At 37.6% G+C, this 16,206-nt stretch carries 15 protein-coding genes and 2 pseudogenes; 6 read left to right on the top strand and 11 right to left on the bottom strand.

What is annotated here, in order from left to right:
• Window positions 1-129: 129 nt before the first annotated feature.
• From JFU50_RS29900 to JFU50_RS29880, 5 genes are all read right to left on the bottom strand, one after another.
• Window positions 130-357, bottom strand: coding sequence for a hypothetical protein (locus JFU50_RS29900; protein WP_201225683.1), 228 nt, complete (start codon window positions 355-357; stop codon window positions 130-132).
• Window positions 354-1,544, bottom strand: coding sequence for a Ger(x)C family spore germination protein (locus JFU50_RS29895; protein ID WP_201225681.1), 1,191 nt, complete (start codon window positions 1,542-1,544; stop codon window positions 354-356). The genes JFU50_RS29900 and JFU50_RS29895 overlap by 4 nt, the downstream gene beginning before the upstream one ends.
• Before the next feature lie 28 nt (window positions 1,545-1,572).
• On the bottom strand, window positions 1,573-2,670 hold the full coding sequence (locus tag JFU50_RS29890) for a GerAB/ArcD/ProY family transporter (RefSeq protein WP_201225679.1): 1,098 nt from the start codon (window positions 2,668-2,670) through the stop codon (window positions 1,573-1,575).
• A 30-nt stretch (window positions 2,671-2,700) separates the two neighbouring features.
• Window positions 2,701-4,233, bottom strand: a complete 1,533-nt coding sequence (locus tag JFU50_RS29885; RefSeq protein ID WP_446728203.1) for a spore germination protein — start codon at window positions 4,231-4,233, stop codon at window positions 2,701-2,703.
• A gap of 173 nt (window positions 4,234-4,406) precedes the next feature.
• Window positions 4,407-5,915 carry a phospholipase D-like domain-containing protein gene (locus JFU50_RS29880; protein ID WP_201225675.1) on the bottom strand — a complete coding sequence of 503 codons (1,509 nt, stop codon included), beginning with the start codon at window positions 5,913-5,915 and terminating at the stop codon, window positions 4,407-4,409.
• A 212-nt stretch (window positions 5,916-6,127) separates the two neighbouring features.
• Here JFU50_RS29880 and JFU50_RS29875 point away from each other — a divergent pair, with 212 nt between their 5' ends.
• On the top strand, window positions 6,128-6,619 hold the full coding sequence (locus JFU50_RS29875; protein ID WP_207198917.1) for a LysM peptidoglycan-binding domain-containing protein: 492 nt from the start codon (window positions 6,128-6,130) through the stop codon (window positions 6,617-6,619).
• Window positions 6,620-6,646: 27 nt separating this feature from the next.
• Here JFU50_RS29875 and JFU50_RS29870 read toward each other — a convergent pair whose 3' ends face one another.
• A complete protein-coding gene (locus tag JFU50_RS29870) occupies window positions 6,647-6,781 on the bottom strand; it encodes a YjcZ family sporulation protein (protein ID WP_201225671.1) in 135 nt (44 codons plus the stop codon).
• A 394-nt stretch (window positions 6,782-7,175) separates the two neighbouring features.
• On the opposite strand from JFU50_RS29870, the gene JFU50_RS29865 reads away from it, so the two are divergent.
• Entirely contained in the window at window positions 7,176-7,658 is a 483-nt protein-coding gene (locus tag JFU50_RS29865) for a CBO0543 family protein (RefSeq protein ID WP_207198916.1), read from the top strand.
• A 19-nt stretch (window positions 7,659-7,677) separates the two neighbouring features.
• Here JFU50_RS29865 and JFU50_RS29860 read toward each other — a convergent pair.
• The 3 genes and pseudogenes from JFU50_RS29860 to JFU50_RS29850 all read right to left on the bottom strand — a co-directional run.
• A pseudogene (locus JFU50_RS29860) lies at window positions 7,678-8,246 on the bottom strand (transposase); the annotation flags it as partial.
• A 195-nt stretch (window positions 8,247-8,441) separates the two neighbouring features.
• A complete protein-coding gene (locus JFU50_RS29855; protein WP_201225668.1) occupies window positions 8,442-8,624 on the bottom strand; it encodes a hypothetical protein in 183 nt (60 codons plus the stop codon).
• A 254-nt stretch (window positions 8,625-8,878) separates the two neighbouring features.
• Window positions 8,879-9,847, bottom strand: coding sequence for a hypothetical protein (locus JFU50_RS29850; protein ID WP_201225667.1), 969 nt, complete (start codon window positions 9,845-9,847; stop codon window positions 8,879-8,881).
• Between the two features lie 596 nt (window positions 9,848-10,443).
• Here JFU50_RS29850 and JFU50_RS29845 point away from each other — a divergent pair.
• The 3 genes from JFU50_RS29845 (at window position 10,444) to JFU50_RS29835 (ending at window position 13,565) form a co-directional block, all read left to right on the top strand.
• Complete coding sequence (locus tag JFU50_RS29845) at window positions 10,444-11,679, top strand: IS110 family transposase (protein ID WP_201225666.1); 1,236 nt, start codon at window positions 10,444-10,446, stop codon at window positions 11,677-11,679.
• Window positions 11,680-12,617: 938 nt separating this feature from the next.
• Window positions 12,618-12,851, top strand: a complete 234-nt coding sequence (locus JFU50_RS29840) for a YczI family protein (protein ID WP_201225665.1) — start codon at window positions 12,618-12,620, stop codon at window positions 12,849-12,851.
• A 345-nt stretch (window positions 12,852-13,196) separates the two neighbouring features.
• On the top strand, window positions 13,197-13,565 hold the full coding sequence (locus tag JFU50_RS29835; protein ID WP_201225664.1) for a hypothetical protein: 369 nt from the start codon (window positions 13,197-13,199) through the stop codon (window positions 13,563-13,565).
• 452 nt (window positions 13,566-14,017) lie between these two features.
• Here the strand turns inward: JFU50_RS29835 and JFU50_RS29830 are convergent, their stop codons facing one another.
• Window positions 14,018-14,215, bottom strand: a complete 198-nt coding sequence (locus JFU50_RS29830) for a hypothetical protein (protein ID WP_201225663.1) — start codon at window positions 14,213-14,215, stop codon at window positions 14,018-14,020.
• A gap of 472 nt (window positions 14,216-14,687) precedes the next feature.
• On the opposite strand from JFU50_RS29830, the gene JFU50_RS29825 reads away from it, so the two are divergent.
• A complete protein-coding gene (locus JFU50_RS29825; RefSeq protein WP_201184477.1) occupies window positions 14,688-15,308 on the top strand; it encodes a recombinase family protein in 621 nt (206 codons plus the stop codon).
• A 48-nt stretch (window positions 15,309-15,356) separates the two neighbouring features.
• Here the strand turns inward: JFU50_RS29825 and JFU50_RS29820 are convergent.
• Window positions 15,357-15,741 (bottom strand): annotated as a pseudogene (locus JFU50_RS29820) (IS6 family transposase); the annotation flags it as partial.
• Window positions 15,742-16,206 lie beyond the last annotated feature (465 nt).

Raw genomic sequence — 16,206 nt, 5'->3', positions numbered from 1 at the left:
TTCAACCATTCTTCTTGCAGGCGTTTGTACAGTCGCTTCTAAAGTATTTCCTGCTAATTAAACATAATTCCCAGTTGAAAGACAAAAATTATCTCTCTTTCAAACAAAATTTATTTCTCCCTTTTAACATTACTTTTCCAAAAGCTTGCCTAAGGGCTTAAAAATCACATCCATCAAGTGTGTAGGTCCTGGCATATCCGGAAAGAAAACGAGAAGGACGGCTAGCAGCCATCCTGCCATTGTCAATGTAACAAAGGCCCGTTTTTCCTTCTTCTGATTCTTATTCATTTTTTGCCATTCATATAGCGTCATGAGAATAGCAACGACGGTTATACCGAACACTGAAACCAACCTCAATTTCCTATCACCTCTTTTTCCGGTACTCCTTGCGGTGAAGTAGACATTCCTGGTCTCCTTATATACGCTTTACTTTTGATTTCAACCTCTATTTCTGGGAATTTCTCACCCCACTGATCCTTTACTTTGGACCACTGATCTGGATATTGACGGTGAAACGCCTCGGCAAAACCCAAAATGTCTGCTTCCATCTCTTTTTGAAGTTGTTCAAGCATTATGCGAATTCTTTGTTCAATTTCTAGTTCTAATTGCCTTTCAAGCTTTTTCACAATCCTTGGATTCATAAGATTTAATTTTGTCTCGTTTTCCACTACATCATCTTCCGTCACAATTTTAACCGTCATTATCCAGTTCCCGTTCTCAATTTTCGGGATCAGCTCCGTACGGGAACGAAGGAGATTGAATGAAATATGGTCTTCAGCACCTTTTTTTGGCTTAACGGTTACGGCAGATAATTCGATTTCATTTCTTACCCATAATAATCCCCTTGTTATTTTATCGTCGAGTCTCCCTACCATTTTATCTTTTTTAAAAACTGCCGTTCCGTTCACACTTAAACGACCTTCCTGTTCTACCTCTATCCAAGGAAGTGCAGCTGCTTCCGACTCGCCACTTAACATCTGCAACAAGTCTTTCACCGTTACACTCATTCCCACTTTTAAGTTTGCTAGGTCTCTTGCAAACTCTGCTGAACTTCTCTCTAAATCAGGAATAGCTTTCAAAACATCTATGGCTTCTCCGTCAGTGACAAATGTATTTGCTCTGATTGGTGAATCTGGGTAACGTGCGAAAAAATCAATGTGCTTCTGAATCCCTTCTTTAGCCAGTTTTTCGCCAATGATGATTACCTGGTTATGTCCCCAGAAAATACGGCGCGAAAACTTTTCCTGAAGTAGTGACATGGCATCGAAAATTGTAGTACCCGTTGCTTTTTCAACGATCACCATCTTACCTCCTCCGCCTTCCCCCCCCCCCATTCCTTGTCCTCCTCCCATCGCTTCAGGGATAGCCATTTGTACAGAAATCTCAAACTTATCGTCAGCGGTTTTATCAAGTCCTGCTGCCAAAACAATTCCTAAGTTATTGATTTCTACTCGATCCCAGCAGCCTGCAAGCAAGAGGGTAGATGAACAAATTGAAAAAGTGAGCATTAATTTTACTGCTTTCGTTAAAGAAATAGTATTCATCATTTTCCCCTTTCAGGCACACAGCTGATTAGTTGGGCTTTTTAGAAGTTTTTTTACACAGAACAGCAAGCAACAACAATACAATAGGTATAATCGTTTGAATGAAAATGGCATAAAAAGGCCAAGTAGTGCTCAATGAATGAGTGAGTTCCTGTAAATTCGGGGTCGACCAAATGCTGACTAGAACTAATAGGAAACCAAGCGGAAAAACGATTGGCCGGTAATCAGATAAATTTAACCATTGAGCAGTACCAATTACAATGGCATAATAGAAGACTGAAATTTTGATAAACGTACCAGAGACCCAAATCGCCATCACTATAGAGTCAAGGTGTTGGAGAAAATCGGCTATGTTTATATACCGGGCAGCACTCATGACTGGATAAGTAAAAGTAGCTGTAATGCCTCCAAATAAAAAAAGAGAAAACAAATTGGTTACCAACATAGTAAGCATCACAGCAAACACAGAGATTATGCCCCATTTCAATCCTTTTTCTTTTTTATCTAAAAATGGGAGTAAGAAAGAGATGAGAAAGAATTCGGTAAACCAGCTTGATGGAACAACAGCTCCCATCAGAGAAGGCATAATTCCTTTCTCCATGACAGGATATAAATTCTTAGGTTCTAAATCCGGGATAAGTAATATAACGATGACTAGAAGTAATATAATAACCACCGGAACAAGAAATTCTGCACTTCTCGCTATTACTTCAAGTCCGCCGTGTATGGAAAAGGCACAGACTAGTACCATGCTTCCAATTACAACGACCATTGGGGTTTTTGTCATAAAATTCCCAACGACAAATTCCCCGTACTCCCTTAATACAATTCCATTTGTATGTAAATAAAAGAATAGGAAAATAAACCCGATAATTTTTCCTGGAATCCATCCTAAAATTTTCTCGCTATATTGGATGACTGTTTGCCCCGGATAGCGCCTATTCAATTGTTGTGCAATATAGACAGAAAGAAAACCCGCGAAAGAGGCCCAAATTGGCGATAACCACATGTCTTGTTTTGCGAATTTACCCGTAATGGCCGGCACTAAGAGAATAGCCGTTGCCATAATCGTCGGATAGATCATGATGGCCATCTGCAAAGCGCTAATCCTTCCTTTTTCAATCATTCCGTATCACCTCAATACATAAAAGATTTGCTACTCTTTACCCCTACTAGTCGGATCAGGCATCTGCCCATTGGATTGTCGATATTTATTGTATTCCCCTGTTGATTGAGTCCTTGGATTCAGCTTCCACCATGGGGTACGTGTAAGCACATCTTCTAACTCACTACTTTTTAACGGAGCTACTGGTCTAAGATACGGTACACCAAAGGAATGAAGCGTACATAAGTGGATAATTATTGTGAAGGTCCCAAGCATAATTCCAAGCATCCCTAGTGTCCCGGCAAGCAGAATCATTGGAAAACGAAGCATACGAATCGCGATTGCTGCCGGATACCGTGGAATCGTAAAAGAGGCGACGCCTGTAATCGCAACGACTATAACCATTGGTGCAGAGACAATTCCCGCGGAAACAGCAGCTTCACCTATGACAAGAGCCCCGACAATGCTTACTGCACCCCCGATTTGTTTCGGAAGTCGTAACCCTGCTTCACGCAACGCTTCAAACATGACTTCCATGATTAAAACTTCAACGAGAGCAGGAAATGGAACATGCTCTCGCGAGGCAGCCATACTAATCAAAAGGTTCGTCGGAATCATCTCATGGTGAAAGGTGATTAACGCCACATACAGGGCAGGGAGGAACAGTGAAATCACAAGGAAAAGGTAACGAAGCCATCGAATAGCCGTCCCAATCAAGAATCGTTCATAATAATCCTCACTTGATTGCAGTAGAGAATAAAAAGTCGAAGGCACAACGATAGAAAAAGGAGTTCCATCTACTAAGATGGCCACACGTCCTTCAAGAAGGTTTGAGGTAACTACATCAGGGCGTTCCGTCGCTAAAACCTGTGGGAAAGGGGATTTTGGGTTGTCTTCAATAAGCTCCTGTATCATTCCACTTTCCAATATTCCGTCAACTTCAATTCGGCTTAGCCGGTTTTGGGTTTCTTCTATTAAAGTCCTATCTGCAATTCCTTCCATATACGTGATAACAACCTTTGTTTTGGTGTAACGACCTATCTCAATTGATTGCATTTTTAGTTCGGGACTTCTTATTTTTCTTCGAAGTAAGGAAGTGTTTACCCGTAAGGTTTCCACAAATGCTTCACGTGGTCCCCTGACAACCATTTCAGCTGAGGGTTCCTCAACTGAACGTTTCTCCCATTTTGAGAGGCCTAACGAAAACCCCGTTTTTCTCTTATCTACCAGTATCACTGGATTTCCCGAGGAGATTTCCTGTATACACTCAGAAAATGTTTTGATTTCTTTCACATTGGAAACAGATATTTTCTTTTCGATCAGACTATTAACGTTGTAGAATTCCTCCTCAGTGTTCTGCATAAGTGGAGAAAGTACGTTGTCATCTATTTCTTCAATGTTTGACAAACCTTCAATGTAAAGTAGAATGGATTTATCTTTTCCACCTATGAAAAAAGGACGAAAGATAACATCAGAGCAATCGTTATATATAGAGCGGAACTTGTTTTCGTTATTAGTCAAGTTATCAAATAGCGGATCTGGTTCTTGCTTGAATTGTCCCACTGTTGGAGTTATTTTCGCCATTTTAGATTTCAACAATTTCCGCCACAAATGATTCATCATGGTCATCCTTTCCCATCCCAATAAAAAACACCATTTATTATAGTTTTGTTTTATGTGAGTATATTTGGTGAAAAAAGAAGTAATCCGCTAAAGAAAGTCGATATCTATTTTAGTAAGAACAAGAAAAACAGAATTTATAACAATGGTGAAAGTAGACGAGCACCTTTTTCGAGAATGCACTCTGTAAGGGATCGTTGTAGTAAATCTTCCTGATGCAGCGGGACAGAATCAATAAGATCGCGCTCGAATTGCTGTGTGAGTTCCTTAGCTACATCAGCACTATACAAGACTTCACACACCTCATAATTAAGACGAAAACTTCTCATATCGTAGTTTGCTGCTCCTACTTCTGCGATCTCCTCATCTATGATCATCAGCTTCGCATGTAACATTCCTTTGTCGTACTGGTAAATTTGGACTCCTGCTTCTATAAGTTCCCCGTAATAGGTACGGCTTGCAAAGCCCACAATTTTTTGATCAATATGACGAGGAACCAGCAATCTTACGCGTACACCACGAGCCACAGCTGTCTTTAATGCCATGATAATATCTGTATTTGGTACAAAGTAGGGTGTCGTTATATCAATCGTCTTGGTCGCCTGTGATATGCATATAAAGTAAGCCTGCCGAATGACCGGAGTAGGAACTCCAGGATTTCCTTCCAACGTATGAATGTACGCTTTTGGCAATGTCCCTGATTTGTTTACCTCTTTTTCCTCTACGATGCTCAATTCAGATCCCCATTCGGCTGACCATCTGGAAAGATCTATGCTGCCAGTTCGATCGACTTCCTTTGATTTATGTTTTGGAAATTTAGTGGGTTTTTTCGTTATCTTAGATTTTGTTTTCGACTTTATCTGTTCCGGCAAAGCGATATTCCAATGAACGTCGAAAATCGTCTGCAAATCTTCTTTTGCTTCCCCTATGATTTGCAAATGAGTATCCCGCCAGTAACCTATCTCAGGCTTTAATCCTGTATATTCATACCCCACGTTGATACCACCGGTAAAAGCTTCCTTTCCATCGATTGTGACAATCTTAGAATGATCCCGATAATTCCAATTGGACAGAATCCAGGGAAAGCGTAAGGGGAATATTGTCCGGCATTCAATCCCTGCATCCATCATCCGAAGGATCTCATTACGCGGAAATTTTTTGCTTCCCCAACCATCTCTCACAAAACGAACCCGAACTCCGTTTTCTGCTTTATCAATTAGCAGTTCTGTGATTCGATTCCCAATTTGGTCATTCCGGTAGATGTAATATTCCAGATCAATGGTTTTTTGGGCTGTTTGTAGGGATTTGATTAGTTGTTCATACTTTGCTATTCCATTGTTAAGTACTTGGACTTGGCCGACTCGAAGCCCATGCACGGTGAAATGCCGTAAAGCATCAGCGATTATCGAGGCAGAATCACCATATGTATCAGGTAATTTGTCAAACTCATTATGAGAAGAGGTTAATCTTTTCCGATGAATACGCTTGGGATTTGTTGTGCTGAGATATAGCAAGAAACCAAGGATAGGCAATATAAGGCCGATTGTTATCCAATTTAAAGCCTTGGCAGGCCTACGAACTTCCCAAATTGCTATGAATAACATAAAGAACGTATTTAACAGGTATAGATAAAAAATCCACTCCAACTGAAAACCCTCCCTTGTTTTTCTCTTAACATGTACAAACTGTTTAGCGAGTATACGCTTTGAATACGAAGGAATTGTTTAGATAAACATTTAGGATTCACCTTGGGGAACGATAATTATCAGCTAGAAGAGCGAAAAAACTAAGAATTCTGGAATGGTAAACGCCACGAAACATATAAGGGCTATATAGGGAATAAAATGAATGGACTATTATGAAGGAAAGTGGGGCATTGCACGTGAAAATCCATGTGGTGAATAGGGGGGATTCTTTATGGAGGATTTCCCAACAATATAGTGTCATCACCAACCGAATTGTTAGGATCAAGGGCCTTGAAAATCCCTATAAGTTAGTTATTGGCCTAGCGCTTTTGATTCCTGAACCTTATCTTCAGTACAGGGTACAACAAGGGGATACTCTCGAAAAAATCGCGAATCAGTTTGGAACAACCGTACAGGAAATCATGCAAACGAATCGCATAACAAATCCTTCTACGATCTATCCAGGGCAAAGACTTACCATTCCGGTCATTTATTATACAGTAAGGGAACGAGATACCCTTTATGACATAGCAAGACGTTATGGAACGACAGTTCAAGCCATTATGAAGACGAATCGAATTACAGACCCTTCTAGTATTTATCCCAGACAGATAGTAAAGATTCCCCCAGAAATAGGAATCAAATTTGAAAAAGCCGACCAATAAAGGTCGGCTTTTTTCATATTATTTCTGTCAGAAGCCGCCGTAACCGCCGCCACCAACAAAGCTAGCTCCAACAATGATTAAGAGTATAAACAAAACGACTATAAAGGCGAAACCTCCACCAAATCCAAAACCATCGTCACACCTTGATTCACAACCTGACATACAGAAACCTCTCCTTATTTGTTTTTAAGGAGGAAATTAATTAAATGGGTTATATCACCTTATGCTCTAATTAGGAAAATGACACAATAGTCTCCATCTCTGTTCATAGGATAAAATGTTGGAGGTACCTCTTATTGAGATAACGGGTGCGTTAGTTGAAGAAGACATACAAAGGACCAAATTTAGGTCCTTTTTCTTTTGTTTAACTATCAATATTAATTTTTAAATGAGCCTAAATAAAAAAGCCACTCTCTATATGAGAAGGGCTTTTTTCCGGAGTACTTAGGGATACTCATTAATATTTTTATCCATTCAATTACTTTATATTCTTCCTTATTGAATTGGCGCTATTAGTGATTATGTTGTTTTCTTCTTCAACTAAAGGACAGGATAATTGTATAAGATTAAAAACACAAAAGGGGTAAATATGCTTTTTCATATTATTGTTGGTTTTATACTTCCTTGGGTACTAGGGGTTTATTTGTTTAGAAATCAGACAAGGCTTTTCATTACTTTTTATCCGATTGGTGTGGCTGTAGCCTCTTTAATAAACGAGATTGGATTTAACTATTTTTGGAAGTTGGATAAAAATTTTCGAGAATTATCGTTACCCTCAATTCCCTATGATCTAGGTATTTATCCTATACTGAGCTGTTTATTTATTTGTAGTATTCATTATAAAAAAATGTCTACTCTAATTACTTTTTTAGTCTTTACCTTAGGTACAAGTTTTTTGGAACTTTTAATTGTATTACTAGGTAAATTAGAATACCGGGATGAATGGAATATATATTGGTCTGCGGTCAGTTATCTGATGGCTTATTTAATAATTTATGGTTATTACAAATTAGTCCGTAAATTTATTTTATTCAAATAAAAGGTGCGTTAGTTAGTTCTAGCTGTATAAGTGCTTTCACCGGGAATGTATTCCTTAATTCATAGACTACTTGTGCTTTGTCTTGTTTGGTGATTTTTCCTTGTTTTGAACTAAGGCATTCAACTTTTTTAAATAGGCATTCTCCATACGTAAACGTTCATTCTCCGCCTGTAAAGCCTCTATTGATCCTTCATCGGGTACTTGAGTATTTGATGTCTTATTATTTCTATTTTTCATGGATGGATGCCCCTTTTTCTTTGATTGTAGGGCATCAAATCCTTCTGATTCATAAGCAACTTTCCATTTTCGAAGCGTTTCATAAGATGGAATATTAAAAATCGCCGCTGTTTCCCTGATAGACGTCCCGTGTTCGTTCATATAATTGAGTACATCTAGTTTAAACTGTGCGGGGTAGGCTGTATAGCGTTTTTCAAAAGCATCATCACCAAAAAGTGCAAATTGTTTAATCCACTGATGGAGTAAACTCGGATGAACACCAATAGATTTAGCAATTGTTTGTCCTCCCTCATTACCATCTATATATTGTCTTACTGCCTGTATTTTTTCTTCTGAAGAAAATCTCGCCATAAAAAACTGCACCTCCAATTGTTAGTTGTGTCTAACAATTGGGGTGCAGTTCAACGTTAAGGAATCGACTTTTTTAATTTTTTCTTATAGAACTAACGCACCCGTTAGTTTAAGTACATTTCTTCACAAAATAAAAAAGGTTGCTTCAGCAACCTCCCTTATTGATGTAAAGCACGCGTTAGCTTAACGATCAATTTAATGATATGAATTATTTACCTTGTTCCTTTTTCCAAGCGAAAACCCAGCAGCTAATAAAGATACTGTCGCTAAACCAACTCCAATAATCATAGAATAGTCGAAATAATTTTTAAGTGCCATACCACTAGAAATAGCTACAATAAACAAAAGTAAAAAGAAAACCGTATAATTCTTTTTCATAATTCCTCACCACCCTTTATCAATATTACCAAAAAAAGCAAATGAATTGTAGAACTAACCTGCCCCTTTAGTTCATTAAGCAAAAAGGCCACCAAATGGCAGCCCCGGTTCTCAACTAACGCACCTGTTAGTTCATTAAGGATGCTTTTTCACTTTAATTTTGAATGTATGATAATGTATAAAAAGGCCCTCAAATTGGGGGCTTTTCATTTAATTTATTTTCTTTTTATAAATATAATTCAATATTAGGAACATTAATTACTTCTAGAACTGCGCATTGCTCTCCGGCGGTCGTGCAGTACCATCAGGATAATTATTCCCATCATCACTCCCAAGACGCTACCTAACTCGGTGGTTAGTACATATGCAAGTGGGTACTCTAGAGCAGGTTGTGCATCTGGGCGAGTGGCGGACAAGCGGTTAAAGAGGTTATAAGAGAACAGCATTCCCGACGAGATCCATGCTGCTGCCATAGGAGGGAAGAACCTCTTCGACCCGCGGCGGGTGGTCAGTACCAACAAACCCCACGCCCCCGCGAAGGCCCACACACCGGTACTCAACGACAATAGGTGCCACCATAAATCGCGGTTATCCAACATAGCTGGGTTGATGCCAATAGTTCCACCAATCGCCCAGAATAGCTTAATAAATCCAAGCAGGATACAGCCAACCGCGACAAGCCTAGCCAAGGTGATATGCAGTTTCTGGCTGTTGCCCGGGAGTAATTCAATGTCGATTGGATCAGTAAATGCCTCAGGCCAACGCGCTTTAGCGTATCCAGCTAAGGCGAAAGGTAGGCAGATGCCGACTCCAACCAGTGAGACCATTACGAAAATCTGCTCATATACCCAAACGTTGGCAGCTCCTGCCTGCTGATCGCGTATCATAGCAGCAGGACCAAGCACAGGTGCCAGCAACAGCATAGGAATAAGTAAACCAGTACCTACCCAGACGGGCAAGGCAACCAACCAGGCGGGCAGTCGCTCACCCCATGTCATGCTAAACGCCAATGCTAACAGGATACCAACTGCAGCTAGAACCATTGTTACTGCGTTTGCAGTGCGCCAACTTGGGTCGCCCATTTGTTCGGTCGGCATGAAGAGACCGAAAGTCCAGGCGATTTTGATTAACAGATAAGGCATTACCGCTATAGCGGCACCATAACCCCAAAATCTACGTTTCTTCATCAAATGTGAAATTGGCTGCTTTTTCATTAATGTCATGAGGTCACCTCGGCCGCCAGACCAGTGAGTTCGTAAATCTCTACCTCTACAATGAACAGAGCGCTTCCAATTAAACTCTCATTTTTATTTCTATTTATAACTATAAATAAACACCCCTTAAGAATTATAATTTAAACTGTTTTAGTTTTAATGAATCATAGGACTATTCACGAAGATAATCATTTCCCCCATTACTCTCACCATCAATACCCTAAAAACTGCTCTGTTCGCTTTGATTTTAACATAATATTCCAATTTAAAATCCCTTATTCTAAAAAATTGACACAAGAAGATCGTCTTCATTGACGACCTTCTTGTGTCAATTCTTCTTGAACTATCCTGCCCCTTTCGTATTATAAAGGTCAGCCAGTTATTTCTGGTTGAACAATTTTTATATCGATATATGATAACGGTAGCCGGGGTAGAACGTTCCTGCCCGTGGGGCTTGGACCCCGTCAACTAAACAGTTCGCCCCCTACTTGCTTAAACATGATTTGGCTGGTTGGGACCAAGATCTCGTATAACAAGCGAAGCTATGATACTGCAAGAAGGATTAGGGGTTACCGGCAATATTATGTTTTTGGAGGAGATAAAAAATGAATCCAGTGGTTGGTCTGGATGTAGCGAAAGGTGAAAGTCAGGTTCAAGCGTTCTTGGATAAAAAGAAGCCTTATAAAAGAAGTTTTAAAGTAGCACATACCATTGAAGGACTAGAGAGCTTACACCAATATCTTAGAGAGATAGAAAACGTAACAGGAATTCGACCTCCGGTCGTTTTAGAGTCTACTGGGCATTATCATACGCCCGTTGTACAGTATTTTGAGGAGAGAGGTTACTTATTAATTATCGTTAACCCACTCATTTCTTATCGTGCGAAGAGCTCTAGTTTAAGGAAAGTAAAGACAGATTTAATCGATGCACGTCACCTCTGCGAGCTGTACTATAAAGAGGATTTAGAGCCTTATAAAAAACGAGGGATGCAACTCTTAAATCTTCGTAATCTTTCAAGACAACATGCAAATATAACAGGTATCTATGTACAAACAAAACTACAGTTTCAGGCTGTTCTTGATCAAGTATTTCCTGAATATAGAGGGGTTTTTGGAGATTTGTATTCGGTTGTTTCTTTGCTTACTCTATTAGAATTCCCTACTTCTGAAGACATATCAGCAGTCGATGAAGAAACTGTAGCAAATAGGATTAATGAACTTTGTCCAAGTCGTTCTAGAAAGTGGGCGATTACACAGGCAGAGAAACTTATGGCTGCCTCAGCTCGAAATCCTTTTCAGAGAACTTTATATCAGAGTCACATTTTAAGCCTAGAGATGTATATAAAAATGCTTCTAGAATACCAAAAGCACCTATCCAAATTTGAAGAAGAGATAAATGCTTTGGCAAAAGAAATTGAAGAATATAAGATTATCCAATCCATCCCTGGTATCGGTGAAAAAATCGCTACAACGATTATTTCTGAAATTGGAGAGATTGATCGGTTTAATCACCCTAAAAAACTAGTGGCATTTGCCGGAATTGATCCAAGTATCTTTGAATCAGGTAAATTTAAAGGCTCAGTAAATCGAATTACCAAAAGAGGTTCTGGTAGACTACGACATGCCTTATATATGGCAGTTCGTTGTGCCATTCGTGATTGTCGCAAGAAGAAAACGACAGATGAAATCATCCCTCGGAACAAGAGATTACGAGAGTTCTATGATAAGAAAAGTGAAGAAGGAAAGCCCTTTAAAGTAGCTGTGATAGCATGTGCCAATAAGCTTCTACAATGGATTTTTGCACTATTACAAAATAACTCAACTTTCCAAGATATAGCTTAGTTCAAAAATATAACTATATAATGAAAAACCTCCCAAAAATATAAATTAGGTAGGTTATTTGGCATGCATATTTTTAGTATAGCATGAAATATTTTAAGTTTTTATTGAAAAATGTTGACAAACTATTAGCTGGTTTAGTTCATTAAGCGTAGTGTGTTCGAACTGTGACGTAATAAATTAATAAGTAATTTTTATGAATATAGAGTTTAGAAGCACTGTATTATGAGATTCACTAATCTTTCATTTATTGGTAAAGTAAGAAAGAGGTGATTTACTTTTGAAAAAGCTTCCCAGATATACACAAAGTTTTATCTTCACTCTATTTTTTCTTATTTTGGCTTTAGTTTCTTTTAGAGTTTTTCAAAATTCTAAAGCTTTCCCAATCCTTTTTGGTACTTATTCCCTTTTCAACTTAGCTCGTGGTTTATATTATTTAAGGCAAAGACAGAGCGTTAGCTGAAGATCAGAGCTGTCATTATGGCTGCTTTTTCTTTGTGCAACTAAAGGGGCAGTTTAGTTCAAGAAGGTATTATTTTAGTGTATAGTTATTCCAATGAAGAATGAGTACAAAATCAATCAGTATTATTTAGTAATTACTGCTAGGTGTAAAAAATGGGAGTGACTCTATATTAAAAATAATCCAATGTTACTTCTTTTTTCATTTCTATTTATTTTCATTTTTGGATTTTGGTTAAGAAAAAGGATTCTTTCATTCGATTTTAAAAATAAAAGTAAATTGTTCTTATTATTGGATAACTTTGAGTTGATAGGTGGAGTTCTTATTGGTGTAGGATTACTATTTATTGTGATTTTTCTCTAAGATTTTCACAAACGGGTGCATTAGCTTAAGATCGGGGCTGTCTTTAAGGCGGCTTTTTCTTATGGCACTAACGGGGCAGGATAGTTTAACAATCAATTTGGTTAAAGGAGGTTTTTAATTGTTAAAGTTTTTGCAAATAATTTTATCCATAACAGTCACTGCACTTGCAGGACATGGATTGATTACTGGGGATTTTAAGTTTCAACCATATATGATGTTGTTTTTAGGTTTAACGATGTTGGTAATGGGATTAAGAGAATTTCAAAAGGGACAAAAAGGTTACGGCTGGCTAAGTATAGTTGTATTTATATTTAGTTTATTTGTATCAATCCAATGTTTCTTAATGAACTAACGGGTGCTTTAGTTCAATAACAGGGGTTGCTGAGGCAGCCTTTTTCTTATGGCACTAAAGGGGCAGTTTAGTTGAATATGAAGGAGTAGAAAGTTACTTTAAACAGATATACAAAAGTGAAACTATAAATTCCATAACTATATTGAATGTTGCTATGAGCGGAAATGAACATATCAAATCTCGCTTTGGAAAGGTTATAATGATAACTTTTGAAACTTTTATAATTGAATTAACGTAAATATAGTAATTATTTATTGTAGGGAAGGGATTATTATTTTAATTTATTATTTTTTATTTGGTTTAGGTGTGTTTTTAGTTATATTCACAGTGATATTTTTTATTCATATGTATATAGAGAGAGAAATTGAGTTTTGGCAGACTATTAAAATGCTGGGCGGTTTTCTAGTGGGACTCCTGCTTTTATGGATGACCATTCCAAGTCTAAAAGATGTAATAACGAAAGACTTTGATGTTGTTATTGGAAAATGTACGATAGAAATATCTTCATCTGGTCGTTCTTCTGATTCGACTTTCAATATGTTTAATACAGACGAACAATTTAGTTTCATGGAGATTCCTGACCTTGATGCTTATGGCAAATCAATTCCTTATTACTGTGAGATTACGGTGACCAAAGACCGTATGTGGGAAATGGATTATAAAATTTACGATTTAAAGACAGGAAAGCTTATGGATTCACACACAGGTGAGTAGCTTACTTTGAAAAAAATAATAAGAATAATTATACATACGCAGCTGAGAAACCAATCCCAAATCAAAGTTTGTTGATACAACAAAACACTTAAAACGTTGTCATATCAATGTTTTAAGTGTTTTTCTTTATTCTATTCCTATACAGCTTTTTATCACAATCGTTTGAACCTAGATATAACAAGGCTTTCAACGATGTTCAAAAAAACTGCACTGGCACACGTTCTGCAAAAAAAATTGCATACGCAACTCTTTTTTCTTATTGAACTAACGGGGCAGTTTAGTTGAACAAGAATTGTATAAACCACCACTTTTTTATACAGCTGCCAGGCTTCTTCAGAAGCTAAAAACGTGATACATCAAAGATGTATAAAATCATGCATAGACGTATAAAACGGACAAGTTAAAACCCCTTGGCGTCCAAGGGGTTTTTAGTTTGGGTACTTCCTAAAATCCTAGCGAAAAGGCACGGCAGGAGCCAACATATGATGAGGATAAGGATCATAATGAGGATGATAGTGGGGATGGTGGGGATGATAGTACCCCATTCCATAAGATGGGTATCCGTATCCCAAATGGGTTCCATAGTAAGGATATGGCATATATCCTGTTCCATAATGATGAGGCATACAGACTCTCATGTCTGGATTCATGTTTTCACCTACTTTTTTGTGGGAGAATGTCTAGCCTATTTCATACTATGGACTATATCTAGGAAAGAGCTTATCTTTATTAAAATTAGGTGATTAGGTGATTAGCTACTAATCAACAGCAGGGAGCAATCCCTAAACTAAGGGATTGTCTCCATTTTCAAACCCCAGTTAGCAATATAATTTTCTTCTTCAGCTAAAGGGTGCGTTAGTTTATTAAGAAAAAGTAAAAAAAGTCGATTCCTTAACGTAGAGGAGATCGACTTTTTAGGTTGGAATTCTCTTAGTGTATAAAATAGCATTGTTGCTACCGTTCGTAAAAGTAGACTTTTACGAACGGTTATTTTTTATGCAAAATCATCTTGTTTTAACGTTCATTAAAGTTATAAATCATTTTACGAACGTTCGTGTATTTATATACACTTTTACGAACGTTTTTGGTAGAATAAGAGAAAAGCAGAAGATGGAGAAAAAAATGGATATTCGTAAATTTGGATACATTCGAGTTAGCAGCAAAGATCAAAATGAAGGACGACAATTTCAGGCAATGAAAGAAAAGGGGCTTGATGAACGAGATATCTTTATGGATAAACAGAGTGGGAAAAATTTTGAACGAGAACAATATCAACTATTAAAACGGATGATCCGAAAAGGGGATGTCCTATATATTCATTCACTCGATCGTTTTGGACGAAACAAGGAAGAAATTCTAAAAGAATGGAATGACATCACGAAAAATATCCAGGCAGATATCGTTGTGATGGATATGCCTTTGTTGGATACAACTCAATTTAAGGATAGTTTAGGGACTTTCATTGCAGATCTAGTTTTACAAATCCTTTCTTGGATGGCAGAAGAGGAACGGGACCGTATTCGAAAACGGCAGCGTGAAGGAATTGATGTGGCTTTGCAAAACGGTGTGCCTTTCGGCCGACCGAAAGCACAAGTAACGGAAGAGTTTAAAGAAGTCTATGATTTTTGGAAAGCAGGAGAGATGACAGCCGTTAAAGCTATGGCGGAATTAGGCGTTAAAAAGACGACTTTTTATAAGTTGGTTAAGGAATATGAGAGAGACCTTCAAATTATCAATATATAATAGAAGAAACTCGTTAAAGGCGGTTCTGATGCAAATATGATTTGATAGAAAAAAAGGACTCTTATCCACCGTAATGACGCGAGGTTTAGAAACATGTAAAGACCGCAAAGCTTTCTTGAAGAAGTGCTTTGCAGTCTTTTTGTCTCTTGTTTTACTGAAATGAAAATCAATCGTGTTTCCTTCGGAATCCCCTGCACGTACAGATACAACCATTGACCTTTTACTTTGATATAGGTTTCATCGACTCTCCAGGAGTCATTTGTTGGCTTAAGATGACGTCGTACTCATACTCTTTCATCTAATTCCGGTCCATATTGATGAACCCCAACGCATAATCGGTGTGTGAGCCATCGATAAGCGTTCTTCCATCATCTCCACTAAATTACGAAAGCTCAAGTTGTACCTCATACCATTTCACTGTTAATAAAATCATGTCAGACTGATAATGTTTCCATTTGAATTAATATTTTTCCCCATACTGATCACGCACCTTTTTTAGAGTAATAGTATCAGTGTGTTCATGATTTAGAGATTAATTGCAATTATCTTGGAGTTTTTACACAAGAAACCAATTTTCGGTGTTTTCATGCACTTAAAACAAAATCACAAAATATTTTTAATTTTTAATTTTATAATTGACGCAACTATAATAAAACGTTATCATTATTTTACTTATTAGTTTGTTTAATAAACAAACTAATATTCAAAAGTGATTCACTCGCTTTAATTTTTTTACATTAACATATGAATTACTACAAATTTATTATCTACTTACATTTTTTAAGTCAATAATGTAAGCGTTTAAAGTTTTTTAATTGTAATTATCAGAATCGTATTGTAAGCGTTTTTATTATCAAAATCTTTGCAACCAGAATAGAAGAGAAAGCAGGGAATATCC

The sequence above is a fragment of the Peribacillus sp. TH14 genome, assembly GCF_016651145.1.
GTDB classification, from domain to species: Bacteria; Bacillota; Bacilli; order Bacillales; family DSM-1321; genus Peribacillus; species Peribacillus butanolivorans.
The sequence above is the reverse complement of the archived record's forward strand: the minus strand, read 5'-3'. Positions and strand labels throughout refer to the sequence as shown.

Bases quoted from the DNA above. Each gene is read 5' to 3' on its own strand.
- JFU50_RS29835 (WP_201225664.1), top strand. From the start codon at position 13,197: ATGTATATAGAGAGAGAAATTGAGTTTTGGCAGACTATTAAAATGCTG.
- JFU50_RS29870 (WP_201225671.1), bottom strand. From the start codon at position 6,781: ATGTCAGGTTGTGAATCAAGGTGTGACGATGGTTTTGGATTTGGTGGA.
- JFU50_RS29825 (WP_201184477.1), top strand. From the start codon at position 14,688: ATGGATATTCGTAAATTTGGATACATTCGAGTTAGCAGCAAAGATCAA.
- JFU50_RS29885 (WP_446728203.1), bottom strand. From the start codon at position 4,233: ATGGCGAAAATAACTCCAACAGTGGGACAATTCAAGCAAGAACCAGAT.
- JFU50_RS29845 (WP_201225666.1), top strand. From the start codon at position 10,444: ATGAATCCAGTGGTTGGTCTGGATGTAGCGAAAGGTGAAAGTCAGGTT.
- JFU50_RS29830 (WP_201225663.1), bottom strand. From the start codon at position 14,215: ATGAATCCAGACATGAGAGTCTGTATGCCTCATCATTATGGAACAGGA.
- JFU50_RS29875 (WP_207198917.1), top strand. From the start codon at position 6,128: ATGAAGGAAAGTGGGGCATTGCACGTGAAAATCCATGTGGTGAATAGG.
- JFU50_RS29890 (WP_201225679.1), bottom strand. From the start codon at position 2,670: ATGATTGAAAAAGGAAGGATTAGCGCTTTGCAGATGGCCATCATGATC.
- JFU50_RS29855 (WP_201225668.1), bottom strand. From the start codon at position 8,624: ATGAAAAAGAATTATACGGTTTTCTTTTTACTTTTGTTTATTGTAGCT.
- JFU50_RS29850 (WP_201225667.1), bottom strand. From the start codon at position 9,847: ATGACATTAATGAAAAAGCAGCCAATTTCACATTTGATGAAGAAACGT.
- JFU50_RS29895 (WP_201225681.1), bottom strand. From the start codon at position 1,544: ATGAATACTATTTCTTTAACGAAAGCAGTAAAATTAATGCTCACTTTT.